The sequence below is a fragment of the Dorea sp. D27 genome (assembly GCF_001185345.1).
Taxonomy (GTDB): Bacteria; Bacillota; Clostridia; order Lachnospirales; family Lachnospiraceae; genus Extibacter.
The window spans coordinates 207,166-233,028 of the sequence record NZ_KQ236744.1; the positions used below are offsets into that span (position 1 = coordinate 207,166).

Sequence of the window (25,863 nt, forward strand, 5' to 3'; positions counted from 1 at the left end):
TAAAGCAGGAACATGGATAAGATAAAGCTGAAGTTGGACAAAATCAAGGAATTCCTTGGAAAGTACAGCAGGAAGACAAAGATACTGGCCGGAGTTGTTACAGTTGCCATAATAGCAGCGGCCGTCATAATTGCACTTGTTCTGAACCATAAAGATTATACGACACTTTTTACCGGAGTGACGGAGGAAGAAGCTACAAAAATCATAGGAAAGCTGCAGGAGTCGGGTGTTGATTTCCAGTACAAGGAGAACGGAGATATCCTGATCGATAAAGACGTGGCAGATAAGACCCGTGCAGAGCTGGTGTACGAGGGGTACCCGAAAAGCGGATTCACATATGATGTATTTACGGAAAACTCCGGAGGGATGACGACAGATTCTGAAAAAGAGATGTACAAGCTTTATGATCTGCAGGACCGGATAGGTGCGACTATCCGCTTTTTTGATGGGGTGAAGGATGCCAAGGTGACGATTGCCCTGAAAGAGGAGCAGAAATATGTCCTGGAGGATAAGGAAGACGAGGCAGGTACGCCGAGCGCGTCTGTCGTCGTGACGATGGAGAACGGCGACTCCCCTTCGGAAAAGCAGGCGTCGGCAATCCAGCGTCTCGTCGCAAAGAGCGTTCCGGACATGGAGATGGAAAATGTGGCTGTGTTTGACGGAAACGGGATAGAAGTGTCTGTGGACAAAAACGGCAGCGGTGCATCTGGAAGCAATGCCACGGAAGAGATTGCACAGCTGATAGAGACTCAGATATCGAAGAAGGTAGTCAATGTACTCGGCCCCTTTTACGGCGCAGACAATATACGTGTGTCGGCCCGGGGAAAGGTGAATATGGAAAAGGTGATCCGAGAGTCTACCACTTATACGACGCCGGAGAAGATAGACGAAAAGGATAAAACGGGCATTGTCTCAAGCGAATCCACCACAAAGGATTCTGTAAACGGCGGAGGCACCGGTTCAGGAGTCGCGGGCACGGAGTCGAATGCAGACACGCCCCAGTATAATGCAGGAACAGATGGCGGCTCGTCCGGCTCGGCCAGTGAATCAGCCACGAGGGACTACCTAGTCAATCAGGTTAAGGAGCAGGGAGAGCTGGACACAGGCGTTCTCGAAGACTTGACCGTATCAGTGGCAATCAACGGAAAAAATGCGGGCAATATAAGCATGAATGAGCTGAGAGATCTTGTCGGCAATGCCACCGGTATCGCTGCCGCCGACAGGCTGGAGAAGATAACTATAGTAAATGCCCCGTTCTATGAGGACAAAGAGGACGAAGATACGAAAGAAGTATCAAATATCCTGAAAAACATAAAGGATAATCTTCCGGTAATTGCTGTGGCTGCAGCAATTGCTGCGGTAGTAATTACTCTTGCGGTCATTCTCATACGCAGGCGAAGGAAAAGGCGGCTGGAAGAAGAGGAAGAACTGGAGGATCTGCTCATACCAGATGTGACAGAAGAGATAAGGAAGCCTGAGATACTGAACCTGAAAAATGAAAGGAGCAGAGAACTGCGCGAGAACGTTAGAGATTTTGCCGATGAAAATCCGGAAATATCCGCACAGATGATACGAAACTGGCTGAATGGAGGAGAACAGGATGGACGAAAAGCAGACGAATAGTGCGGCGAATCTGTCTCCGGGCCGGAAAGCGGCCGCTGTCATCGCAGCGCTTGGCGCAGAAAAGGCATCGAAGGTATATAAGTATCTGACCGAGGAGGAAGTAGAGAAGCTGACCCTTGAAGTGGCTAAGCTTGGCCATCTGGAGGCAGAACAGACGGAATCTGTACTGGACGATTTCTACAAATCCTGCCTGACCCAGAAAGTAGTGACAGACGGCGGTATGGAATATGCGCGGACGGTGCTTGAGAAGACGTACGGAGAGTCGGTAGCCAATGAACTTCTTAAGAAGATGACAAAGTACCTTAAAAACCGCTCTTTTGACTTTATCAGCAAGATGGACACGAAGAACCTGTTCTCCGTGCTGCAGCATGAGAGGCCCCAGACGATCGCATTGATTTTGTCTTATGTGGATTCCGCGCAGGCAGCAGATCTTATTGCAGAGCTGTCCGAAGAGAAGCGGCTGAAGGTTGTGGAGAGTATCGCGAGGATGGAGAGCGCCTCTCCGGATGCCATCAAGATAGTGGAATCCCAGCTGCTGAAGCAATTTGACAATATTCTTACGACAGACTTTACGACAATCGGCGGCATCGATTATATTGCGGATGTCATGAACCATATGGATCGAAGCAATGAGAAATATATCTTTGACGAGATGGGCAAGGATGATCCGGATCTTGCGGAAGCAATCCGAAAGAAGATGTTCGTATTTGAAGATATTCTGACGATGAATGACCGCTCTATCCAGCGCTTCATACGCGATTGTGACATGAAGGATGTCGTCTATGCCCTGAAAAATGCAAGTTCAGAGATGCTCCAGCTGTTCTTCTCTAACATGTCCACACGTATGGCAGAGACGATACAGTCAGATCTGGAAGTTACGGTCAATGTGCGCCTGCGTGATGTAGAGGAAGCGCAGCAGCGCATTGTCAACATAATCCGGAAGCTGGACGAAGAAGGAGAGCTGGTGATCGGCAAAGGCGGAAAGGATGACATCATTGTATAGGGTACTGAAAAGTCAAGAAGATAACTGCAGCCATGCGTTAAAGTACGATTTGTATAAAGAGCTGTCCCTGGAACAGGATCCGGCTGCGGAGGAAAAAACATCAGAGGATCTGGAGCAGCCCGGACCCGACCGCATACTCGATGAGGCGGCCCGGCAGGCGGAGCGTATTCTGGACGCCGCAAGGAAGGGCGCCGACAGGATTAAAGAAGAAGCCTGGCAGGAGGCATTCCGTCAGGGAGAGGAAGAGGGCTATAAGGAAGGCATCCGAAAAGCGATGGAGGAGAACAGCCGTCACTTCGAAGAGGAGCTGGAGCGGCTGCAGGAAAAGATAAGCAATTATGTAAAAGGGGTAGGAGAGGAAAAGGAAAAGCTTCTGGAAAAGTACATTGATGACCTGAAAAACATCGCGCTTTCTATCGGGGAAAAGATTGTACAGACGAGCCTCAGAACGAGCGAAGATGTAATAGAGCGCATGGTACTGGCGGCCACAGAGAAGCTGAAAAAGGCAGCCTGGGCCAAGATCTATATCGGCAGCGGTAGACAGCCGCTTGATATCCAGGGAGATGCTGAATTTCTGCACAGCCTGTCCAAGCTTGCGGATAGTGTAAAGGTAATCATGATGGATGAAGAAGAAAAAGGGACCTGTATCGTGGAGCTGCCCGATGAAATCATTGATATAAGCGTGGGCACCCAGCTTGAGAACATAAAAGAGATACTAAACAATGCAAGACTATAAACGTAACTGGAGTGTATGAGATGCTGAAAGACTTGCCGGGAATGATTATGAAGGCCGAAACCGTCAACCACATAGGAAAGATAGAGAACATAACCGGCATGTCCATGGAGGCATCGGGGGGAAGTGCCAATATCGGAGATATCGTACTTATCTATAACGAAGAGCAGAAGAAGCAGATTCCGGCAGAAGTAGTAGGATTCAGGGGAGAGAAGATACAGCTGATGGCCTATGAGGATATGCCGGGAATCGGTACGGACAGTTTCGTGAGGAGTACGAAGAAGAGACTAAAAATTCCGGTTGGCCAGTTTCTGAAAGGCCGCATCATTGACGCCCTTGGCAACCCGATAGACGGAAAAGGCGATTTTGAATCTGAGCGTTATTATTATGTGGAAAGTCCCAAGATCAATCCGCTTGCAAGACCGCCCATATCAGAAGAGCTGCACTTTGGCGTCAAGGCAATCGATGGGCTGAATACAATCGGCAAAGGGCAGAGAATCGGCATCTTTGCAGGAAGCGGCGTAGGCAAGAGCACGCTGCTCGGGATGATAGCCAGAAATGTTGAGACGGATATCAATGTCATCGCACTGGTAGGGGAGCGTGGAAGGGAGGTCAGGGAATTTGTAGAAAAGGACCTGGGCCCCGAAGGGATGAAACGCTCCGTTCTCGTCGTAGCGACCTCAGACCAGCCGGCAATGCTTCGCATGAAATGTCCGATTGTGGCGACGACTATCGCCGAATACTTCAAAGACCAGGGGAAGGACGTTCTGCTCATGATGGATTCTCTGACCCGGTTCGCCATGGCCCAGAGGGAAATCGGGCTCGCCACCGGGGAACCTCCGGTGGCGAGAGGATATACGCCGTCCATATATGCGGAGTTCCCAAAGCTGCTTGAGAGAAGCGGCATGTTTGAGAAGGGATCCATCACCGGAGTCTATACGGTACTTGTGGAGGGCGACGACACGAATGAACCAGTGGCGGATACGGTGAGGGGTATCCTGGACGGGCATATCGTGCTCAGCCGGAAGCTCGCGAATGCGAACCATTTTCCCGCAATAGACGTAAGCGCCAGCATCTCCCGTCTGATGGCTGATATCGTGACGGAGGAACACAAAGAACTTGCCTCCCGGCTTCGGGACATATTGAGCATCTACGAGCAGAATGAGGATTTGATTTCCATCGGTGCCTACAAGTCGGGGACGAATGCAAAACTCGATGACGCGATTTCGAGGATTGACGAAGTAAACAGGTTCCTGATGCAGGAAATTGAACGGAAGTATGAAAAAGAAGAAATGCTGGATGCGATGAGAAAAATACTGGCTGGCTAGGGGATGATTCCCGGAGCCGGCTGCGGAGGAATTCAGATGAAAAAATTTGCATTTTCACTGGACAAAGTACTGACATATAAAGAACAGATAGAGCACAATCTCAGGGCAGAATATGCCCAGATAGTGCAGAAGGTGGCGATGGAAGAGGAGCATCTTCAAAGGCTTGAAGAAGAGCATGCGGCCTATCGTATGAGATACGAGGAAGAAAAGCACAAGGGCAGCACGATACGCCGGATGAAAGTATATGAGAGCTATCTGGAAAGCGTGCTCTGGAACATCCAGAAGACAGAGAAGATGATAAAAAGGCTGAAGGCGGAAGAGGAAGCCAAACGGGAGGAAGTCATCGCTGCAAAGACAGAGACTTCCTCTATAGACAGGCTGAAAGACAAGAGAAAAAAAGAATATGACGCGGCTGAGAGAAAAGCAGAAGAAATATTTGTAGAAGAATTTGTGGCAAATACGTCTTCCGCAAGGGTAAAAACAGGATAGTAACTGCAGTGCAGATTTACTATACATACTATGAGAGGAAAGGAGGAGATAACGATGAATACGATCGTAGCTGAGATGCCAAAGACAAATGCAGCAGGCGGCAATACAGGCAAGGCTAAAGGCCCGGATGACGGGAAACAGGTGAAATTTGATGAAGTCTTGAAAGGGCAGAAAGAGCATACGGCTGAGAAGGACAAAAAACAGGATTTTGATACAGATGACAGGACTGCCCCATATGCCGGGGCACAGATGCTGCCGCTGCCGTGTGCAGAGGGCGCGGCCCAGGCCATCGGTGACATGGGATTCATTCTTCCGGTACCGGAAGGAACTGCTGAAAATATGGCAGAGACAATCGTGTCCGAATCTGTGGATACGGCTGTGACAGCCGTTATGACGGACGATGCGGGCAGACAGGCAGAACAGAGTTCTGGCCATGCTGTCATGACCGAATATGCTGGAATTGCCAAAGATGTAAAAGAATCCGACGCAAAGGACAAGATGCCTGTGACATTTACAGAGAATACGCAGGACAGCAGGATACCTGCGCCACTAAAAGCAGAGCAGTCAGCAGCGCAGCAGGTAATCCGGATGATTAAGGAACCTGATGCACCGGCCGCTGATGAGAGAAGGGATAATCCTGAATTAAGCGCTGAAGCGGTGAAAAGTACTGCACTGGGCGGGAGGACAGCAGATTACGCCCCGGCAGCCAGAGAGATTACGACAGCCCCAAAACCGGCACATAACCAAGATATACGCCCGGAGTATATGGATATGCTGAAAAGTGATATCGTAAGGCAGATTGTATCCGGAAAACAACAGTTTGAGATACAGCTTCATCCGGACAATCTGGGTACACTTGTAATCAAAGCATCCTGTGAAGCCGGAAAAGCCGTCATATCAATCGTGTGCAGCGAGGCAAAGACGATGCAGGCCATGTCACAGCAGGCAAGAGAGCTTGCGGGAATTATGGAGGCAAGGACTGGTAATGAGACAGAAGTGATTGTCGAAAGGCCGGCCGAGGACTATCTGCAGCAGCAACAGCAGGAGCAGAACAGCCGGGGACAAGACAGGGAACCGGACAGACAGCAGAGGGAAAACCGTAAAGATGAGTTCCATGAGAACTTTGATTTCCTGCAGCAGCTGAGACTAGGTCTCGCATAGAGAAAGGAGCAGACATGAACACATTAGGAAGTATACTGTCCAATTACGGAAATGCGGCATCCGCAAGGACGAATTCCGCCGACAATTCCACCGGAGCATCTTCGGGCGGGACAAGTGGACTGAGCATCAACGATTTTTATAAGCTGCTTTCCGCTCAGCTCAGGTATCAAGACGCGGATAATCCTATGGATACGAGCGAGATGATGGCACAGATGGTTCAGACGCAGATGATACAGGCGATTACAGATATGTCCGCCATCAATCTGGAGATGTATGCAATCAATACCATATCTTATGCAAGCTCTATGGTAGGCAAGACAGTGACGATGGCAGAAGTGGACAAGGACGGCAGATTTACCGGGGAAAAGACGACAGGTGTAGTTACCGGTGTCCTCATGGGAAATAATCCAAGCCTGTTCATAGACGGCAAAGAATATACACTGTCACAGGTCATGACAGTAGGCGAAGTACCTGACTCGGCGACCGATAGTCCGGAAGACGAAGGAGGAAAGGATGGAAGCACGTAACATTTCATCTGTCCGGGAACTGCGTCTGCAGCATGAAGTATACCGCCAGAAGGAAGACAAACCAGATTTCCGCGCCCTTTATGAAGATGAGATTAAAAAGACGGGACTCCTGTTTTCAAAGCATGCGGCGATGCGCATGAGCGAACGCAAAGTAGAGCTGACGTCTGAACTTGCGGGAAATCTGAAGACGGCTGTGGAAAAGGCCCGGGACAAAGGAGCAAAAGACGTTGCTGTCATAGGGAGCAGCAGCGCGTTTATCGTTAACGTGACAAATAATACAGTAGTTACAACCTTGAATGCACAAGAGATGAGGAACAATATATTCACGAATATCGACAGCGCCGTGTTGCTATAGCCGGACCATGAAGGAGGCTTGGCCTTATGTCCGAATGACAGAGGCGGATATGGCGCAGAAAAAATACGAAAGGAAGTACAAAAGAAATGGTCAAATCAATGTATGCAGCGATTGCAGGTCTGCGGTCGCATCAATCCAAGATGGATGTAATCAGTAATAATATTGCGAACGTAAACACATGGGGGTACAAATCCAGGTCAGCTAATTTCCAGGATGCCATGTACCAGAACCTGACGAGCAGCACGGGAGGAAATACCGCCGCCGGGGGCGCCGGAGGAAAGAACAGCTCGCAGCTTGGATACGGCGTCAACGTTGGTTCCGTAACAACGAATTTTACGACCGGTAGCCGCGGCTATACGGGAGATCCGCTGAACTGTATGCTGAACGGAACCGGATTTTTCATCGTGGGCCCTATGATAGCGGATCCGACAACCGGGCTCCCATCTAATGATTTTGCAACACAAGGGATGTCCCTTTCCCGGGTAGGCATCCTTTCCCCGGACAACAATGGATATCTCATAGACGACGACCAGAACTACGTGTATGGCTTTACACAGAAGGCCGATGGTACATGGGATACTGCAAGTATAAAACCGTTGCAGATTCCAAGCGATGACACGGGAAAGCAGTACGAGATACAGACGTATAAGATTGGGACAGACGGAACAATCACAGGCGTCACCTATGACAAGAAGCAGGTTGTAATCGGCAAGATTGCAGTGGCTGCGGTAGAAAATCCTAACGGTCTGGAACAGACGGCGGGCTACCTGTATATGGCAGGCGAGAATGCGGGACAGATTACCGCGATTGAGGCGGACTATTTCGTGAGCAACTATCTGGAGATGTCCAATGTAGAGCTGGCCAGCGATATGGCGTCTATGATTACGACACAGAGAGGCTACCAGGCTAATTCAAAGATTATTACCGTAACAGATGAGATGCTGGAACAGCTCGTCAATATGAAACGTTAAACAGAGCAAGCCGCGGGGAACAGATTCCCCGCGTGCCTGCGGCAGGGAGGGGACGGACTTGATAGAATTAACAAAATTAAACGGGGAACCTGTATTGATCAATTCGCACCAGATTGAATTCATTGAGCTGATACCTGAGTCCAAGATCATTATGATGAATGGCAAGTATCATATCGTGCGGGAAGATAAAGATGAAATCATAAGAAAGGTCATCATCTTCAATAACCAGTGTATTCATTATCCGCGGAATGAGGAGGATCAGACATGGACATAACCACTTTAATCGGTGTTGTGGGCGGATTTGCATTTATTTTCAATGCAATCATGCAGGGAGGAAAGATCGGAAGCTTTATTGATGTCGCAAGTATCATGATTGTTGTAGGCGGCACTTTCTGTGCTGTCATTGCCAGCTTCCCGTTTAATATGCTCAAAAATGTCGGAAAACATTTTACAAAGCTGCTATCCAATAAAAAATTCAAAGTGGAACCGGTGATTGACATGCTGGTAGAATTCGCGCAGCTTGCCAGGAAGAACGGGCTTCTTGCCCTGGAGGAGAAGGCGAACCAGCTGGATGATCCATTCTTCAAGCAGGGCATCATGCTTGTCGTAGATGCCATGGAGGCGGATAAAGTGAGGGAGATGCTCGAGACAGAGGTCGACAGCATGAGCCAGCGGCACGAAGAGGAGATTGCCATCTATGAAAAAGCAGCCGGTTATGCCCCGGCATTTGGAATGATTGGAACGCTTGTAGGACTTATCAATATGCTCAAGAGCATGGATCTGTCACAGGGGTCATCTTCCACGCTTGGTGAGAGTATGGCTACCGCACTCGTCACAACGTTCTACGGCTGTATCATGGCAAACCTTCTGTTCATGCCTATAGCAAAAAAGCTGCGTATCAGAAACGAAGAGGAGATTCTCTACAAGCAGATTATTATCGAAGGAGTTATCGGCATACAGTCAGGGGAGAATCCAAAAAACCTGAAAGAAAAGCTCGTATCACTGCTCCACCAGCAGAAACAGGCCAAAATCATGGACGGCGGTGAAGGAAAAGAAAAGAAGCCGAAGAAAGAAAAGAAAAAGAAGTAGAAGGGAGTGGAGATACAGTGAAACGCAGGCAGAAAGCCCCGGAGGAAGGATCCGACTGGATGGGGACTTACGGGGATATGGTGACGCTGCTGCTATGCTTCTTTGTATTGCTATACTCTATATCTTCTGTAGACCAGGTAAAGTGGGAGAACCTGGTTAAGAGTATGAATCCGGAGGCGGCGGAAACATCACAGATAGTTACGGATACGCTGGCAAAAGAGGGTACGGAAAACGTGCCGGGAGCCAATACGACAGAAATAGACCAGAAATTTGATGAGATGTATGACAATCTGCTGAAAATGCAGGATGCGTCCGGTGAGGTGGCGGATATTCAGATAGCCAAGGGCGACGGCTACCAGTTCATCACTTTTAAAGACAATGTTTTTTTTGACGGTGACAGCTATGTACTCAGAGACGAAGGGAAGACCGTGCTGGATACTTTTTCCTCTGTCATAGCGCCTGCTTCAGGAGCAATCAAAGAAATCCAGGTACTCGGGCATACATCTCAGGCGGAGCCGAATATACCGAACGAAGTCATGACCGACAGGGTATTGTCGGCGACACGCTCGGCGGTTGTAGTAGCCTATGTACAGGAAAAAAACATCATTGAACCGAAAAAGCTCGTAAGTGCGGGATATGGACAATTTCGTCCCATCGACACTTTTGACACTTTTGAGGGAAGGGCAAAAAACAGAAGAGTAGAAATCCTGATTACGAAGACAGGATCGGTCGAACAGACGCTGGATGAATATTACAGCCAGGTCTATCAAGGCGAGGGGAATTAACATAAAAGGCCGGAGAAATAAACAACAGGAGTGTGGCTATGGCAGATGTATTATCACAAAGTCAGATTGATGCGTTGCTCAATTCTATGATGAACGGCGACGCTGCGGATGAGCCCAAAGAGGAGAAGCCGGAAAAGAACTGGAAAAAATATGATTTTAAGAGCCCGAAGAAGTTTACGAAGGATAAGCTGAAGCTTTTGAAGGGCATTTACGATAATTACGGCAGACTTGCATCCTCCAGGCTGAACGGCGTCTTAAGGACGGCCTGCGAGATGGAAGTGTTGTCCGTGGAAGAACAGAGGTACTTTGAATTCAGCAACATACTGAGTGAAAACGATGTCATGATGATGCTGAATCTAAAGCTGCCGGATGAGTCCAAGAATCCACCGATGATGATTCATATAAGCCAGAAGCTTATGGTAAATATGATAGACCGTATGCTTGGAGGTACAGGGGACGACGATGAGGTGGACGCATCCTATACCTATACAGAGATTGAAAGCGCGCTGTACAGGAAGGTAATGAAATATCTGCTTGATATAACAAGAGACGCCTGGGGCAACTATATAAAAATAAATCTGGGGGACCAGCGTCTGGAAGAAAATCCGGGGCTGTTTCAGGAGATCAGCCTGGATGAGCCGGTGGCAATCGTACTGCTCAATGTCAAGATGCAGAGCATAGACGGACGAATCACCATATGTATCCCCGGCAATCTGCTTATGAACATATTCAATATCATAGATAAGCGCAAGCATATAGAAGGCGCATATGATGAAAGGATAGACAACAGCAGGGAACTCATAATGTCCAGGCTGAACCGGAGCGCGATGGAGATAAAGGCGGAGCTTGGCGAGGCAAAGCTGAGCATGAGAGAAGTGTGCGGACTGAAGGTGGGAGATGTCATAGACCTGAATAAGCCGAAAGAATCAGACATCGTGCTGTATGTGGAAGAGCAGCCGTGGTTCAAAGGCAAGCTGGGAGCACACAACAAGAATGCCGCGGTCAAGATAAATCAGCGTATGCAAGAGGAAGCACCAGTAGATGAATAATCTGCTGTGTCAATATAAAAAAATACTAACGATTATTGAAGAAAGAGGTAATGAATAATGGCAAAAATCATGGTGGTAGACGATGCAGCATTTATGAGGATGATGGTGAAGGACACGCTGTCCAAAGGAGGATATACCGATATATGCGAGGCGTCGGATGGCGCGGAGGCGCTGCAGATGTATAAGGATGAGAAACCGGCTCTCGTACTGATGGATATCACGATGCCGAACATGGACGGACTCGAGGCATTGAAAGCAATCAAAGCTTTTGACCCGGGAGCGACCGTCGTCATGTGCTCCGCGATGGGACAGGAGACGATGGTCATAGAGGCTATCAAATCCGGGGCGAAAGATTTCATCGTCAAGCCGTTTAAGGCGAACAGAATCCTGGATACGGTATCTAAGATTATCGACTAGTTTATAAGAAGGAGGAGACAGATATGTCTTTTTTGAGTTCCTTGAATATCAGCGCTTCAGGATTGACAGCGCAGAGGCTGAGGCTGGACATAGCGTCTGAAAATATAGCCAATATAGAGACGACGAGGACAGAGGACGGAACGCCGTACCGGAGGAAAATGGTCGTGCTCGAGGCAAGGGAAGATAACTTCCAGACTGTACTTAACAGGGCCATGGATGGAAAGAGCAGAACATCACAGGGGGGTGTAGCTGCCGCGGCAATTGCAGATGATGACACAGAATTAAAAGCCGTGTACGACCCTGAACATCCGGATGCGGATGAAAACGGATACGTAAGGATGCCAAATGTGGACATGATTAAAGAGACAACGGATGCGATGTCGGCGACCAGATCTTATGAAGCAAACATTACTGCTTTTAACGCGGTGAAATTAATGGCGCAAAAAGCCATAGAAATTGGGAAATAGGAAGGCTTAACGTTTGCCGGAAAGAGAGTTAAAAATGGACATAAAGAAACTGAGTTCGATGGAGATTGATGCTATAGGCGAAATCCTGAATATCAGCCTGGGTGCATCGGCAACTGCCATTTCGACAATGCTGGATGCAAGAGTAGACATAACGACTCCAATCGTACAGGTCAGGGATAAAGACGAATTTGAGTTTGGGAATCTGGAACCCGCCATAGGGGTTGAAATCATATATATCGAGGGGCTGACAGGCAGCAATATCATGCTGCTCAAAAGAAACGACGTGCGTGTCATCGTCGAGATGCTAATGGGGATGGAAATTCCTGAAGAAGATTTTGAGCTGGACGAGATGAACATAAGTGCTATCTGTGAAGTAATGAATCAGATGATGGGGGCATCCGCCACAGCATTGTCTGAACTGCTTGGCAAGGCTGTGAACATATCAACTCCGGTATCTTTTGAGATAGAGAGCCCGGAACAGTTCAAGGAAAAGTATTTTACGGAAGAAAGCCCGATGGTCGTAATCGGTTTTACACTCCGTATTGCGGATAAGATGGAGAGCGAATTTATGAACCTGATGCCAATCGGGCTGGCAAAAGAGCTCGTGGCAGGATTCTTCTCAGACGGCATACCGGACGCTCCAGAGGAAGAGGCGCCGGCTCCAGTAGAAGAAGCGCTTCCGGAGCCTGAAGTGCCTGCCGGTACAGCCGATACGGCGGCGCCTGTGGGCGAGACATTGCAGAATGCAGCAGCGCCTCCGGGTGAGATTCCGCAGAGCGTAGCAACAGCCACGCCTCCGGGAGAGATTCCGCAGAGCGTAGCGACAGCCACGCCTCCGGTTATGCCTCAGGCAGTGCCATCCGCGGCAGCTGCAGCGGAACAGGCAGCACCGCCCGTTAATACCGTGCAGCCGCCTGATTACGCGGCCGGGGCAGTGGATCCCCAGTTCATGAATTCTATGACTCAGATGATGGAAATGATGAGACAGCAGATGGAAATGCAGCAGCTGCAGCTGCAGCAGATGCAGCAGGCACAGGCGGCAGGGCCGAAGAAGATAAAAGTCAACCCGGTGCCACAGCCTAATCTGGAGCATGGCGCAGATGACACGGAGCTCCAGGATTCCAATCTGGAACTGATCATGGGCGTTCCGCTGGAAGTGTCTGTCGAAATCGGGAGGACGAAAAAGCTGGTCAAGGACGTACTTGAGCTCAACAAAGGGTCTCTCGTCGTGCTCGATAAGCTTGCCGGAGAGCAGGTGGACTTGTTCGTGAACGGACAGTGCATCGCGCAGGGCGATGTAGTCGTGGTAGACGATAACTTCGGTATCAGGATAACAGAGATTCTGGCGGACGAGATTCCGCTGGCACAATAGAGGAGCAGGATATGCTGAAAGGATTTTTCACGGCCGCCGGTACGCTCTTGATCGTCGTGCTGATTCTATACCTTGCCTATGTCTGTTCTAAATACATAGGAAGGGCAGGGCGGATAAAAGGGACTTCAAGATATATACGGATGGCAGATCAGATTACCATCGGTCAGGACAGGACGATTGCAGTTATCCAGACCGGTACGGGGTATCTGCTCCTTGGAATAACTGCCTCGCACATTACCGTGCTGAAAGAACTTGGAGCAGAAGAGCTTCAGGAGATTGAAAACCCTGATGGACAGAAAACAGAGTTTGCCGATTTCAGGTCGGTGATGGATAGAATAGGGAAAAGGAAGAGAAACGAATGAACACAGGGGCATTAGTCAACATCAACGGAAACCAGGTGCCGACACTAGAGATACTCGTCATGATGACAATTGTGATGCTTCTTCCCTCTATTGTAGTGATGATGACCTCATTTGTCAGAATCATCATCATCCTTTCTTTTACGAGGAACGCGATTGGGGTACAGCAGACACCGCCGAATATGGTTCTTGTAGGGATTGCATTATTCCTCACGCTGTTCATCATGGATCCTGTAATAAAAGATATCAATACGGATGCGTATGAACCTTATAAAAGCGGGGAGATCACGCAGGATGAGGCCTTAGACCGGGCAGTCGTTCCCATGAAACAGTTCATGCTCAAACAGACAGAGGTAAGCGCGCTGAACCTGTATGTGGATATGGCGGGGATCGAGGAGAAGACGGAGCCGGAAGATCTTCCGATGAGGGTAGTCATCCCTTCTTTTATGACGAGCGAGCTGAAAAGAGGATTCATGGCAGGGCTGCTGCTGTTCATACCGTTCCTGCTCATAGATATCATCGTGTCAAGCACGCTTATGTCGATGGGAATGATCATGCTTCCGCCTGCTACGATTGCACTGCCGTTCAAACTGCTGCTCTTTGTGACACTGAACGGATGGGAGCTTCTCTTCTCATCTATAGTACAAAGTTTTAACTACTGACGGGAGAATTAGAAGATGACAAGTGGTGAAATTGGCGATTTGATGTATCAGATGTTCATACTGGCTGTAAAGCTCGGAGGTCCCATACTTATCATAAGCATGGTGGTGGGAATTGTCATATCTATTCTCCAGGCAGCGACGCAGATACACGAGCAGACACTTACATTTGTACCCAAACTGATAGTAATAGGAATTATCCTCGTGATAACCGGAAACAGCATGCTCAAGATGCTGCAGGAATTTACGGAGCAGATATTCCGGTTCATCGCTGAAGGTTAGGAGATTATACATATGCTACTTGCAGGTACGCCGGAGTTTCTCGTATTTACACTCGTTCTCATGAGGATGTCCGGGTTTATATACCTCAATCCGGTTCTTGGAAGGAAAAATATACCGGCAGTCTTTAAGGCAGGGCTGGCGCTCATGCTGGCGCTGACCGTGTATCCGCAGGCCGGAGAGGCAGAAGAAGAGGTGACTTCCGCTATTGTGTATGCGGTACTCCTTCTGAAAGAATTTGCTCTTGGATATCTGCTTGGATTCGTCATGCAGCTGTTTGATATGGTCGTCTCTTTTGCAGGGGCCGTCATTGATTTCCAGATGGGGCTGTCCATGGCCACGGTATACGATGCCCAGAACGGTACTCAGATTGCGCTTACGGGTAATATTTTACAGATATATTATCTGCTTTTGTTTTTTGCTGTTGACGGGCATCTGGCTTTGCTCAAGATATTGATGACTTCCCAGGAAGTCGTGCCTTATGCGGCGCTGAGGCTCGGTTCGGGCCCGGTACAGGCAGTGCTGCAGATAGCTATAGAGTGTATCGTGCTCGCCGTTAAACTTGCGTTCCCCATTATTGCGTTTGAATTTCTTGTGGAGGTTGCAACCGGGCTTCTGATGAGAATCATCCCTCAGATCAACCTGTTTGTCATGAGCATCCAGCTGAGGGTCATCATAGGACTGGCAATGATGGTATTTCTCATATCTCCGGCCGGAGATTATCTGGAAGGAATCATCACCCAGATGATGCAGGGGCTGCAGGATATATTGCGAACAGTAAACATATAAAAGGATGTGATGGATATTGGCAGCGGACTCAAAAACAGAAAAAGCCACACCGAAAAAGCGCCGTGATGAACGGAAAGAGGGGAATATCTTCCAGAGCTCGGATGTGGTCAACGTCGTATTTGTATTCGTTTCCTTTTATATACTGAAGTTGATTTTCCCGGAAATCTATGATACCGCAGGAAATTTTATGAAGAAATTCATTGGCCTGGCAGGAAATGTGACGGACCTTTCAGGACAGTCGGCAGGTAAGTACGGAATGGAGTTTCTGGCCGCCGCGGCCAAAACGGTACTGCCGTTCGCGGTAATCTGTATGGCGGTTGGGGTCATCATGCACGGTATACAGACGAGGTTCTTGTTTACATCCAAGAACTTCTATCCCAAATTAAACCGAATCAGTCCGTTACAGGGGATTAAAAAAATCTTCGCGCTGAAAAATGTGATAGAACTCGTAAAGAACTTGCTGAAAGTCATCGTGCTCATCGTCATCATATATTCCCTCCTGAAACAGGACGCGGTTAATGTAATCCGCACGATGGATATGAGCATCAGCGCGTCGGTGGCCTATACGTTTGACATGATCATATCTATGATACTGAGGGTCTCCATGGTATTTGCCGTAATTGCATTTCTCGACTATCTGTTCCAGAGGTGGGATTATGAACGGAAAATCAAGATGTCCAAGCAAGAGGTAAAAGAAGAGTTCAAGCAGACAGAAGGAAATCCTGAAATCAAGGGACGAATCAGGGATATTCAGAAGCAGAGGGCCAGAAGCAGGATGATGCAGGCAGTCCCTGCAGCAGACGTCATTATCAGAAACCCGACCCACTTTGCGGTAGCGCTGTCCTACGATACCGAGAAGAATAGCGCACCGGTCGTGGTGGCAAAAGGGATGGATGAGCTGGCGCTTAGAATTGTGAAGGTAGGGGAAGAAAACAAGGTGGCTGTCATCGAAGACAGGCCGCTGGCGAGAAGCCTTTATGCAGAGACAGAATTAAACCGGGAGATACCGGCTGAGTATTATGGTGCTGTGGCTGAAATCCTGGTATACGTATATAAGCTGAACAAAAAAATGAGGTAAGACATGAAACGAATTTTGAACAATGCAGTAGCCGCCTTTGTGATAGTTATTGTATTACTTATGATTATTCCCATGCCTCCATTTCTACTGGATGTCATGATTATTATAAATATTTCTTTGTCAATGATTATATTGCTTATCAGCATGAACATAAAAGAGCCGCTGGAATTTTCCATCTTTCCATCCCTGCTGCTCATAACGACATTGTTCCGCCTGGGCATCAATGTCTCGTCCACGAAAAATATTCTTACCAACCAGGGGAGCGCGGGTCAGGTCATTAAATCATTTGGTGATTTCGTGCTGCAGGGGAATGTCATCGTCGGATTTATCATCTTCATGATAATCGTACTTGTACAGTTTATCGTCATCACGAAAGGTGCGGAACGTGTGGCGGAAGTCGCGGCCAGATTCACGCTGGACGCCATGCCCGGGAAGCAGATGGCCATTGACGCAGACTTGAGCTCCGGCCTTATTACAGAGCAGGAGGCCAGGACGAGGAGGACGAAGATACAGCGTGAGGCAGATTTCTACGGCGCCATGGACGGTGCGACGAAGATCGTAAAAGGTGATGCGGTCATGTCGCTCATCATCACGTTCATCAATCTGATCGGCGGCTCCGCCATTGGGATGCTGCAGTCAGGCATGGGGTTCTCAGAGGTGCTGTCTGTCTATTCTATAGCAACGGTAGGCGACGGCCTTGTATCTCAGATTCCGGCGCTGCTCATATCTACGTCGACCGGTATGATCGTAACACGCGCCGTCTCGGAGGGCAGCCTGAACCAGGACGTATCAAAACAGTTCCTGGCGCAGCCGAAGGCCATGATGATGACCGGGGGTGTACTTCTCATTCTTATGCTTGTTCCCGGCATGCCGAAGATTCAGATGGCATTTCTTGCCGCCTTGTTTCTTCTGGCAGGATACCAGATATCCCGGAAGATGCAGGAACAGGCCGTGCTGGAAGAAGCGGCAGAGCGGCAGGCTGCGGATACGGAGGCGGCCATTCCGGCTACGGAGGAAGAATATTACAGAGATATCAACAACATCTATAATCTGATTGGCGTAGAACCAATCGAGATGGAGTTTGGATATAGCCTCATACCTCTCGTAGATGAATCGAGCGGAGGAAAGATGATAAACAGAATCGTCATTTTCCGAAGGCAGTATGCCCAGGAGATGGGATTCGTCATCCCGTCCGTAAGGCTGAGAGACAGTTCCAGCCTGAATACGAACCAGTACATTATCAAGATAAAGGGGGAAGAAGTGGCGAGAGGGGAGATACTAGTAGATCATTACCTGGCCCTGGAGCCTGCCTCGCCTGCCGGTGAGATCGATGGGATAGAGACGATCGAACCCGCGTATGGCATTCCGAGCAAATGGATATTGCCAGAAAATAAAGAGATGGCAGAAATATATGGCTATACCGTAATCGACCCTCTCTCCGTAATGCTGACGCACCTGTCCGAAACGATACGCCAGCACGCGTATGAGCTGCTGAGCAGACAGGAGGTAAGCCTGCTGCTGGAGAATGTTAAGAAAACTTCCGCTGAACTCGTTGACGAAGTGGTGCCTGGAATCATCTCTCACGGCAATCTTCAAAAGCTGCTTGTAAACCTGCTGAAAGAAGGCATACCAATCAAAGATATGGAAAGCATTCTGGAAACGATTGCGGATGCATCCGGTGCAGGGCTTGATATTACAGGAGTCACGGAAAATATACGTGCCGCACTTAAGAGGACGATAACGAGAAAGTTCTGTGAAGGAGGGCAGATGCGTGTCATTACGCTGGACGCGGAACTGGAGAAGCTGCTCGTGACGAGCATGACAAAGAGCGATCAGGGAGTCTATCTTGCGGTAAGCCCGGATATTATGCAGAGCATGCTCACACAGATAGGAGAACAGATGAAGAAGTTTCAGGAACTTTCTCAGGATACGGTAATCCTGACGAGCCAGGTTATCCGCCCATACCTTTACCGGATGCTGGAGCAGTTCTATCCATCCGTGTACGTCCTGGCTTTCAACGAAATTGCAGATAATATCCAGATACAGGCAGTTGGAAATATAAGAAAAGAGTAGGGGATGCGTATGGTACAGGAGAAGAAGCTGAAAAAAAATCTGGCAGACCAGACGAATGAAGAACTGCTTGAACTTTACCGGCAGACCGGGAGGCTGGACGTCAAGCAGGAGATTGCGCTCAGATATCTGTATATCGTCAAAAGCATCGCCGTGCAGATGCGCAATGTATATGCCGGGTTCAGCCAGGTGGAGGACATCGTCAATGAAGGCGTCATCATGCTGATGAAAGCGATTGACAAGTATGAGGCGGACAAGAATGCCAAGTTTGAAACGTATGTCTCGAAGCGAATACGCGGAATGATCATAGACATTGCAAGAAAGCAGGACTGGATTCCCCGTACGGTCAGAAAGAGCTACAGAGACATAAAAGAAGCGGCCGTAGCATTCTATTCCGAGAACGGAAGGGAGCCTACGGCGGATGAGCTGTCAGCTCTGCTTGGCATGGATAAAGAGAAGTTCCAGGATATTATGGGCAAAGCAAACCTGTTCTCGGTCCTGTCACTGGATATGGTACTGGAAGAGACGAAAGAGCAGTACAGAAGCATACAGATACCATCGGACAAGAAAGAGGAACAGCCGGAAGCACATCTGATGGATAAGGAGTTCCGGCGGATCCTTGCAGCCGGGATCCGAAGCCTGAAAGACAATGAGCAGCTGGTTATATCGCTGTATTACATAGAGGAGCTGAACATGAAGGAAATTGCAGGCATCATGCATGTAAGTGAACCGCGGATATCTCAGATACACGCGGGTGCAATCAGAAAGCTGAAAGAATATATTACTGAAAAAACAAAGGTAGAAAAGGAGGGGTATCATGTTTCAGGGGTTTTATAATCTTACATCTAGTGTCCTTACACAGACAAGAAGGCTGAACGTCATTAGCAACAATATGTCCAACGTATCGACACCCGGATATAAAAGCGACCAGTTTATACCGAAGACATTTAAAGAGGAGATGATCTACCGCAGCGGCAACAAGGACAAGAGCAATCCGGCCCGGCTCGGAGCGATGAACCGCATCGTCACCGCCGACAGGAACTATACCGATTTCACTTCAGGAGGTTATGCGTCCACGGAAAGTCCGCTGGATTTCGCGCTGGATTCGCCGGGCTTCTTCTGCATCCAGACGGGAAACGGAACCGTATATACGCGGAACGGCTCATTTTCACTGGATGAAGGGGGATATCTGTGCCTGCAGGGAGTCGGCAGGGTACTCGGACAGAACGGTCCCATCTACCTTGGTACGGACAAGATTGTCTCGGACGGCCTTGGCAATCTATACACGGAGAACGGCAATACCTTTCTGGGACGCCTGTCCATCGTAGACTTCCAGAATTATGACGACAACCTGACGAAAGGGACCGGTGACGTATTCACTGCCAATGGGCAGGGTACGGCTGTGAACGGGAATGTGGTTCAGAAGGCGCTGGAGAGTTCCAATGTAGAGCCGGTGGACGAGATGGCCCGTATGATGGCGAGCGAGAGGTCGCTGCAAAGCAGCGCCCAGGTATTGAAGATGTATGACCAGCTCACCGGAAAAGCAGTCACTCAGCTTGGTCCGGTATAACAAGGAGGATAAGGTATGAATACTTCGTTTTATACTGCGTCCCGCGGAGCGAGGACGCAGCAGGACAAGTTAAATGTAATCTCGAATAACTTTGCCAATATCAACACATTTGGCTATAAAGCTAAAAGTTCGGTGTTCCAGGACTTGATGTACTACAACATGAGAGCGGAAGCCGGCGAAGCCACGCACCTGACATCGGGGACGGGAACTGTGCTGGACCATACGAATACCAACTTTGGACAGTCCGGGTTTGGAGAAGGGGTCGGAGGCCACGACTATGCCATCTCGGGCAACGGCTTTTTTATGCTCAGGAATCCTGTGACCAATGAGATAAGCTACACGAGAAACGGACACTTTTCGCTTTCCAGAAGGGCGGACGGCTTCTATCTGGTGACGGATTCAGGCAAGCTCGTACTGGATGGGGGACAGAACCCGATTCGAGCCGACGGAGGCGTGCTGCAGGGACGCCCGGGTGTATACAGCTTTGCAAATACAGACGGAATGCAGAGCCTGGGGGGGAATGAATTTGTCCCCGTCGCCAAAAATGGCGCGCCGCAGCTGAACACGGAGGCTAAGCTGCTGGAAGGGCTTCTGGAGATGTCCAACGTTGACATGGCACAGGAGATGGCAAATACGGTGGAGGCATCAAGGGCATATTCCTATATGCTGAAAATGGTACAATCATCGGATGAAATAGAACAGACGATAAACAGTCTCAGAGGATAAGGGCAGGAAGGCGGAAATTATGGAAATCAAACACTACGACGATATGGGAGACATAGGAATGGACGTTATGAGAGAAGTGGGCAGCATAGGTACCGGGAATGCGGCCACAGCGGTCTCCGGCCTCCTGAACACAGATGTCAGGATTACGCTCCCGGATGTAAAGATACTAGGATTCAATGAAGCCGCAAACTACCTCGGCGAACCGGAGGAGGTGGTAGCCGCAGTGCTCGTGCAGATGTCGGGGGACTTGAAGGGGATTATGCTTTTCCTTCTGAAACTGGATTTTATCAACGCGGTTACAGAGACGATACTTGGATTTAAGATTGAGGATTATTCCCAGATGGATGAGATGGCAATGTCAGCGGTAACCGAGGTGGGCAATATTATCATTTCTTCTTACGTCAGCGCTCTGGCAGGGCTTTCAGGCATGGAGATCAATCTGTCAGTACCGGCGGTGTCCATCAACATGCTTGGAGGAATCTTAAGTGTCCCGATGATTGAATTTGGCTATGAGACAGACAAGATTATGATGATAACGGGCAATTTTATCCTTGGCCAGCACAAGCTTGAGAGCAGCCTGCTTATGCTGCCGGATATCGAGTCGTTGAATAAATTATTGAAGAAGCTGGTGAATGCAGGTGAATAAAGAGATTAAGGTCGGTATTGCCGACATGAAGATAACCCGCCAGGAAGGTACTCTCATTACGTACGCACTTGGTTCCTGTATCGGAATCAGTTTCTACGACCCGGGAATAAAGCTGGCTTCCCTGCTGCACATAATGCTCCCGGAATCCAAGAACCCTACCGAGCCACAGGTATATAAGTTTGCGGATACGGGAATCCGGGAGACGCTGCGACGCATGTCTGTATTCGGCGGTGTGAAAAGCCGTTATATCTGTAAGATAGCGGGCGGGGCGAAAATGTTTGAAGTGCAGGGCAACAGCAGCCTGGCCAATATCGGACAGCGCAATATAGAAAGCGTCCGTAATATACTGAGAAAGGAACAGATCCGTCTCGTAAGGCAGGAAGTAGGGGAGAATTATGCGAGAACCATGCTCGTGGACGCGGCGACAGGTAAAGTGGCTATACGTACTTTTGGCCGGCAGGAGATCGTAATGTGATTATCCGTTATGAGATGAAAGGGTTATGCCGATATAGTATATAAAGGGCGCGATGCCCGGTTTATTTAACAGACAGGACAGGAAAGCGAGGAAAAAAAGTATGGCGAATACGGAAATCTTGTTGGAATCAGGCACAAATGAAATAGAAATCATGGAGTTTACGGTCTATGATGAGCTCTATGGTATCAACGTGGCAAAAGTCAGGGAGATTATGATGACTGACAAAATAAAACCGGTGCCCCATTCCCATGATGCGGTTGAGGGGATATTTAAGCCAAGAGATATTATGCTCACAGTCGTAGACCTTCCATATTATCTCACCGGACAAAAGACGGAACCGCAGCCGAAAGATTTATTTATGGTCACCAACTTCAACCAGATGCATATTGCCTTCCGGGTACATACGGTGGTGGGAATCCAGAGAATTTCCTGGGAAGATATAAAGAAGCCGGATAAAACCTTGAACGGAGGGGAAGAAGGGCTTGCCACAGGAATCGCCCAATGTGGCAGGGAGCTTATCACTATACTGGACTTTGAGAAAATCGTTGCCGATATCGCTCCGGAAACCGGTATCCAGCTCGATGAGGTGGAGAGCTTTGCCGGCAGGAACAGAAGCGAATACTCGATAGTCCTTGCGGAGGACTCTGTACTGCTCTCCCGCATGATAGAGACAGCGCTGACAAAGTCCGGATACTCGCAGATCCACAAGTTCAACAATGGGCAGGAGGCGTGGAACTACCTGTCAAAGGTAAGGAATGAAGAGGTGCTTGACGATAAGGTAAGCCTCATCATTACAGATATAGAGATGCCGCAGATGGACGGGCACAGACTGACGAAGCTTGTAAAGGAAGATGACAGGCTGAAAAAGATACCGCTCATTATATTTTCATCGCTGATCAACCCGGAGATGGAGATTAAGGGCAGAGAACTCGGTGCAGACGAGCAGCTGTCCAAACCTGAGATTGGACATCTGGTTGCCGTCATGGACCACTTGCTTCAGAGAGGAAGAGAATAATGGACAGATGTGTTGTAAGACAGGCGATTAAGGAGACGATGACCGGTAATATCATAGGCTATGAACTGCTGTTCCAGGGGAGCAATGACAGCTTTTACGATGAGCCCGAGACATCCGCGGCTGATATGATATCAAATTTTCTCATGAATAACAGCAACAAGTTTGTATCTGACAAAATGATGTTTATCACATTTACCCCGTCACTGTTGTTCAGGAATACCCCGAAGATGTTCGAGCCGGACAAGGTAGTGATACAGATTGAAGATAACCTTATCATCCATCCGCTGGCAACGCCTTTTATTAAAAAGTATTGCGAGCTGGGTTACCAGTTTGCCATAAATGATTTTCAGTTCTCCCAGAAATATATGGAGATGCTGGAATATGCCAAATATATAAGAATCAACCTTTCCCAAGCGGAGTCGACAGATTCTGAGAGGGGAAAGAAATCTGTAGAAAATATCGTCAGCATGGCGCAGGGAACCGGGAAAAAGTGTATTGCAACCGGGGTGAATACAAAAGAAGTATATGACTATGCGGTTAAGCTGAAGGTAGATTATCTGGAAGGAAATTATGTGGCCAAGACACTGGCCAGCAAGGTAGATAAAGTAAAGTACATGCAGGGCAACTTCTTCCAGCTCATGGTCGCCGTGTCCGAAGACGAACCGGATATGGAAGAGATAGAGCGGATTGTAAGCAGAGACGCAGGTCTTACATATGCGATACTGAAGCTGGTGAACTCGGCTTATTTTGCACTGAGGCGCAGGACCGCTTCTATCCGGCAGGCGCTTGTAACGCTTGGAATCACCCAGCTCAGGCAGTGGGTCTATATGCTGAGTTTTGATTACAAGGGGAAGGACAGCAGTTCGGAAGAGCTGCTCAAGATATCTTTCCTGCGTGCGACCTTTGCATCAGAACTCGTAGGATATATTAAGGAATGTCCGATCAGCAAGACGGATGCATACCTGATAGGTATGTTCTCGACGCTGGAGTACATGGTAAATGCGACGGAAGAAGAGATTCTGGAGGAGATACCGGTCAATCCGGAAGTAAAAAATGCGCTGGTGGCGCAGGAGGGGACTGCCGGGAACATATACAGGCTGCTTCTCGCTTATGAACAGGCAGACTGGAAGCTGAGCAAAAAACTGTCAGAGAGTCTGGGCGTACCGACCTATCTGCTCGCACAGACTTATATCGACTGCGTGGACGAGGTAAATGAGATATGGCAGGGGCTGACGACAGAATATGACAGACCGGGAGAAGAACGCAGATTCATGAACTTTGATGATTCTGACGGCAAGGAGCATCTGGAAGATGTCCTTTATTAAGGGAAAGAAAGCAGACTTGGAGGTAGATGACAGTGGCAGTATCAATCGTATTAACTAATCAGAAAGGCGGCGTGGGGAAGACGACGACTTCCGGCGCAATCGCTGCAGGCCTGTCTAAAAAGGGCAGGAACGTCCTGTCGGTAGATTTGGATCCTCAGGGAAATCTCGGATTCAGCCTTGGAATGAATATCGAGGAGGGACATACGATGTACGAAGTCCTGAAAAAAGAGATACCGATCCAAGAAGCCATCCGTACTTCAGACGAGTATGGGGATGTGCTCACGTCGAACATCCTGCTGAGCGAGGCGGAAATGATTCTGAAAGGGGAGAACAGGCAGCTTGTTCTCAAGCAGGTGCTGAAGGAAGTGGAGGACGACTATGACTATATCATCATCGACACGCCGCCTTCCCTAAATATCCTTACGGTAAGCGGATATGCTGCTGCAGACTATCTCATCATACCTATGGCCGCGGAAATACTGAGTCTGGTCGGTCTCGTGCAGCTGAAGGAGACGATAGAAGCGGTGCAGGACTCCGTCAACCCAGACCTCCACGTACTCGGCATCCTGCTGACGAGATTCAGCCAGAGGACAAACCTGGCAAGAGATGTACAGGACATGGCGAAGACGGTGGCCTTCCAGATAGGGACGGAAATCTTCGATTCCAAAATACGTACCGGCGTGTCGGTGGCAGAGGCGCCGGCTCATGGAAGGAGCATTTTAGATTATTCTCCCCGGTCGAATCCATCAAAGGATTACCGGGAGTTCATTGAAGAATTACTGCACAAAATTAAGAACCAGGCATAGGAGGGCGCAGACACAATGGCTAGGAAGACGAACAAGACGGACCATGTATTGAATTTACTGTCCAGCGGAACTGACAAGGATAGCACGGAAGACAGTAAGACAGCGAAGCCTCAGCCGCCGGTGGAACCGGAAAAGATGGCTTCTGTCTCTGTCGTGCAGCCGTCTTCTGATAAGGAACAGCTGGCGGACGCAATCAGGCTGTCTCTGGAAGACGAGCTGGAGAAAACGCAAAAGACGGAAGAAGATGGAATAGAAGAAATACAGACAGAAATACAAGACGGACATGAAGAAGCCGCGGAAGAGGAAAAAACGGAAGTAAGAGAGAAGAAGAGCGTTCCGGAATATGATACGGAGGAAGATATGGACTTCGCCTATGTGAATGTTATGGAAACGCTTGTCCAGGAACGAGTATTGGAATATATGGAGCAGTTCGGCATCTGCACGTGTCCGCGCTGTATTGCGGATACGTCGGCACTTGCCCTTACGCAGCTCCCTCCGAAATATGTTGTGGTAAGCAAGGCGGCCATCTCTCCGCTTATGAACTTTTATTCTAAAAAATATGCGGGACAGATAACGGTAGAAATAACAAAAGCATGTATCCAGGTGGGAGACGTGCCGCATCACACGAGGAATTAGACAGCGGCCCTTAACTATTCGGGACAGTGTGCCGATAAGTATTATTATACACGTAACAGAG

31 protein-coding genes are annotated in these 25,863 nt (G+C 48.8%); all 31 read left to right on the top strand.

The window, feature by feature from the left end:
- The first annotated feature begins 12 nt into the window (after window positions 1-12).
- The 31 genes from fliF to HMPREF0980_RS07615 all read left to right on the top strand — a co-directional run bounded on the left by fliF (window position 13) and on the right by HMPREF0980_RS07615 (window position 25,802).
- A complete protein-coding gene (fliF, locus tag HMPREF0980_RS07465) occupies window positions 13-1,623 on the top strand; it encodes a flagellar basal-body MS-ring/collar protein FliF (protein WP_084002698.1) in 1,611 nt (536 codons plus the stop codon).
- The gene (gene fliG, locus HMPREF0980_RS07470) at window positions 1,586-2,626 is read left to right on the top strand and encodes a flagellar motor switch protein FliG (protein WP_049728527.1); all 1,041 of its coding nucleotides are present in this window, start codon (window positions 1,586-1,588) and stop codon (window positions 2,624-2,626) included. The genes fliF and fliG overlap by 38 nt, the downstream gene beginning before the upstream one ends.
- The gene (locus HMPREF0980_RS07475) at window positions 2,610-3,362 is read left to right on the top strand and encodes a hypothetical protein (RefSeq protein WP_049728528.1); all 753 of its coding nucleotides are present in this window, start codon (window positions 2,610-2,612) and stop codon (window positions 3,360-3,362) included. Before fliG ends, HMPREF0980_RS07475 begins: the two co-directional genes overlap by 17 nt.
- A 20-nt stretch (window positions 3,363-3,382) precedes the next feature.
- Window positions 3,383-4,687, top strand: coding sequence for a flagellar protein export ATPase FliI (gene fliI, locus HMPREF0980_RS07480; protein WP_049728529.1), 1,305 nt, complete (start codon window positions 3,383-3,385; stop codon window positions 4,685-4,687).
- Window positions 4,688-4,723: 36 nt separating this feature from the next.
- Window positions 4,724-5,176 (top strand): flagellar export protein FliJ, encoded by a 453-nt coding sequence (gene fliJ, locus HMPREF0980_RS07485; protein WP_049728530.1) that lies wholly within the window; start codon window positions 4,724-4,726, stop codon window positions 5,174-5,176.
- A 54-nt stretch (window positions 5,177-5,230) separates the two neighbouring features.
- Window positions 5,231-6,337, top strand: a complete 1,107-nt coding sequence (locus HMPREF0980_RS07490; protein ID WP_049728531.1) for a flagellar hook-length control protein FliK — start codon at window positions 5,231-5,233, stop codon at window positions 6,335-6,337.
- A gap of 14 nt (window positions 6,338-6,351) precedes the next feature.
- A complete protein-coding gene (locus tag HMPREF0980_RS07495) occupies window positions 6,352-6,864 on the top strand; it encodes a flagellar hook capping FlgD N-terminal domain-containing protein (protein ID WP_049728532.1) in 513 nt (170 codons plus the stop codon).
- Window positions 6,851-7,219, top strand: a complete 369-nt coding sequence (locus tag HMPREF0980_RS07500; RefSeq protein WP_049728533.1) for a TIGR02530 family flagellar biosynthesis protein — start codon at window positions 6,851-6,853, stop codon at window positions 7,217-7,219. Before HMPREF0980_RS07495 ends, HMPREF0980_RS07500 begins: the two co-directional genes overlap by 14 nt.
- Before the next feature lie 86 nt (window positions 7,220-7,305).
- Complete coding sequence (locus HMPREF0980_RS07505; protein WP_049728534.1) at window positions 7,306-8,190, top strand: flagellar hook-basal body protein; 885 nt, start codon at window positions 7,306-7,308, stop codon at window positions 8,188-8,190.
- Between the two features lie 58 nt (window positions 8,191-8,248).
- Complete coding sequence (locus tag HMPREF0980_RS07510; RefSeq protein WP_049728535.1) at window positions 8,249-8,464, top strand: flagellar FlbD family protein; 216 nt, start codon at window positions 8,249-8,251, stop codon at window positions 8,462-8,464.
- Window positions 8,455-9,279 carry a motility protein A gene (locus tag HMPREF0980_RS07515; protein ID WP_049728536.1) on the top strand — a complete coding sequence of 275 codons (825 nt, stop codon included), beginning with the start codon at window positions 8,455-8,457 and terminating at the stop codon, window positions 9,277-9,279. The genes HMPREF0980_RS07510 and HMPREF0980_RS07515 overlap by 10 nt, the downstream gene beginning before the upstream one ends.
- A gap of 17 nt (window positions 9,280-9,296) precedes the next feature.
- Window positions 9,297-10,064: an OmpA/MotB family protein gene (locus HMPREF0980_RS07520; RefSeq protein ID WP_049728537.1), complete on the top strand. Its 768-nt coding sequence runs from the start codon at window positions 9,297-9,299 to the stop codon at window positions 10,062-10,064.
- Window positions 10,065-10,102: 38 nt separating this feature from the next.
- The gene (locus HMPREF0980_RS07525) at window positions 10,103-11,113 is read left to right on the top strand and encodes a flagellar motor switch protein FliM (RefSeq protein ID WP_049728538.1); all 1,011 of its coding nucleotides are present in this window, start codon (window positions 10,103-10,105) and stop codon (window positions 11,111-11,113) included.
- Between the two features lie 57 nt (window positions 11,114-11,170).
- Window positions 11,171-11,530, top strand: coding sequence for a response regulator (locus tag HMPREF0980_RS07530; protein ID WP_006443408.1), 360 nt, complete (start codon window positions 11,171-11,173; stop codon window positions 11,528-11,530).
- 23 nt (window positions 11,531-11,553) lie between these two features.
- Window positions 11,554-11,997 carry a flagellar basal body rod protein FlgC gene (flgC, locus tag HMPREF0980_RS07535; protein WP_049728539.1) on the top strand — a complete coding sequence of 148 codons (444 nt, stop codon included), beginning with the start codon at window positions 11,554-11,556 and terminating at the stop codon, window positions 11,995-11,997.
- Between the two features lie 34 nt (window positions 11,998-12,031).
- Window positions 12,032-13,369 (top strand): flagellar motor switch protein FliN, encoded by a 1,338-nt coding sequence (gene fliN / locus HMPREF0980_RS07540; protein WP_049728540.1) that lies wholly within the window; start codon window positions 12,032-12,034, stop codon window positions 13,367-13,369.
- Window positions 13,370-13,380: 11 nt separating this feature from the next.
- The gene (locus HMPREF0980_RS07545; RefSeq protein WP_049728541.1) at window positions 13,381-13,731 is read left to right on the top strand and encodes a flagellar biosynthetic protein FliO; all 351 of its coding nucleotides are present in this window, start codon (window positions 13,381-13,383) and stop codon (window positions 13,729-13,731) included.
- Entirely contained in the window at window positions 13,728-14,390 is a 663-nt protein-coding gene (gene fliP, locus HMPREF0980_RS07550; RefSeq protein WP_049728542.1) for a flagellar type III secretion system pore protein FliP, read from the top strand. Before HMPREF0980_RS07545 ends, fliP begins: the two co-directional genes overlap by 4 nt.
- Before the next feature lie 15 nt (window positions 14,391-14,405).
- The gene (gene fliQ, locus HMPREF0980_RS07555) at window positions 14,406-14,669 is read left to right on the top strand and encodes a flagellar biosynthesis protein FliQ (protein WP_049728543.1); all 264 of its coding nucleotides are present in this window, start codon (window positions 14,406-14,408) and stop codon (window positions 14,667-14,669) included.
- Between the two features lie 12 nt (window positions 14,670-14,681).
- Entirely contained in the window at window positions 14,682-15,455 is a 774-nt protein-coding gene (gene fliR / locus HMPREF0980_RS07560; protein ID WP_049728544.1) for a flagellar biosynthetic protein FliR, read from the top strand.
- Window positions 15,456-15,471: 16 nt separating this feature from the next.
- On the top strand, window positions 15,472-16,533 hold the full coding sequence (gene flhB / locus HMPREF0980_RS07565) for a flagellar biosynthesis protein FlhB (protein ID WP_049728545.1): 1,062 nt from the start codon (window positions 15,472-15,474) through the stop codon (window positions 16,531-16,533).
- A 3-nt stretch (window positions 16,534-16,536) separates the two neighbouring features.
- On the top strand, window positions 16,537-18,606 hold the full coding sequence (flhA, locus tag HMPREF0980_RS07570) for a flagellar biosynthesis protein FlhA (protein WP_049728546.1): 2,070 nt from the start codon (window positions 16,537-16,539) through the stop codon (window positions 18,604-18,606).
- 9 nt (window positions 18,607-18,615) lie between these two features.
- The gene (locus tag HMPREF0980_RS07575; RefSeq protein WP_049728547.1) at window positions 18,616-19,440 is read left to right on the top strand and encodes a sigma-70 family RNA polymerase sigma factor; all 825 of its coding nucleotides are present in this window, start codon (window positions 18,616-18,618) and stop codon (window positions 19,438-19,440) included.
- Complete coding sequence (locus HMPREF0980_RS07580; protein WP_049728548.1) at window positions 19,421-20,173, top strand: flagellar hook-basal body protein; 753 nt, start codon at window positions 19,421-19,423, stop codon at window positions 20,171-20,173. Before HMPREF0980_RS07575 ends, HMPREF0980_RS07580 begins: the two co-directional genes overlap by 20 nt.
- 15 nt (window positions 20,174-20,188) lie before the next feature.
- The gene (locus tag HMPREF0980_RS07585) at window positions 20,189-20,899 is read left to right on the top strand and encodes a flagellar hook-basal body protein (protein WP_049728549.1); all 711 of its coding nucleotides are present in this window, start codon (window positions 20,189-20,191) and stop codon (window positions 20,897-20,899) included.
- A 19-nt stretch (window positions 20,900-20,918) separates the two neighbouring features.
- The gene (locus HMPREF0980_RS07590; protein WP_049728550.1) at window positions 20,919-21,545 is read left to right on the top strand and encodes a chemotaxis protein CheC; all 627 of its coding nucleotides are present in this window, start codon (window positions 20,919-20,921) and stop codon (window positions 21,543-21,545) included.
- On the top strand, window positions 21,532-22,020 hold the full coding sequence (locus tag HMPREF0980_RS07595; RefSeq protein ID WP_198146209.1) for a chemotaxis protein CheD: 489 nt from the start codon (window positions 21,532-21,534) through the stop codon (window positions 22,018-22,020). Before HMPREF0980_RS07590 ends, HMPREF0980_RS07595 begins: the two co-directional genes overlap by 14 nt.
- A gap of 100 nt (window positions 22,021-22,120) precedes the next feature.
- On the top strand, window positions 22,121-23,035 hold the full coding sequence (locus tag HMPREF0980_RS07600) for a chemotaxis protein (RefSeq protein ID WP_049728551.1): 915 nt from the start codon (window positions 22,121-22,123) through the stop codon (window positions 23,033-23,035).
- Window positions 23,035-24,360 (top strand): EAL and HDOD domain-containing protein, encoded by a 1,326-nt coding sequence (locus HMPREF0980_RS07605; protein WP_049728552.1) that lies wholly within the window; start codon window positions 23,035-23,037, stop codon window positions 24,358-24,360. Before HMPREF0980_RS07600 ends, HMPREF0980_RS07605 begins: the two co-directional genes overlap by 1 nt.
- Before the next feature lie 32 nt (window positions 24,361-24,392).
- Complete coding sequence (locus tag HMPREF0980_RS07610) at window positions 24,393-25,166, top strand: ParA family protein (protein ID WP_049729162.1); 774 nt, start codon at window positions 24,393-24,395, stop codon at window positions 25,164-25,166.
- A 15-nt stretch (window positions 25,167-25,181) separates the two neighbouring features.
- The gene (locus HMPREF0980_RS07615) at window positions 25,182-25,802 is read left to right on the top strand and encodes a late competence development ComFB family protein (RefSeq protein ID WP_049728553.1); all 621 of its coding nucleotides are present in this window, start codon (window positions 25,182-25,184) and stop codon (window positions 25,800-25,802) included.
- Window positions 25,803-25,863 lie beyond the last annotated feature (61 nt).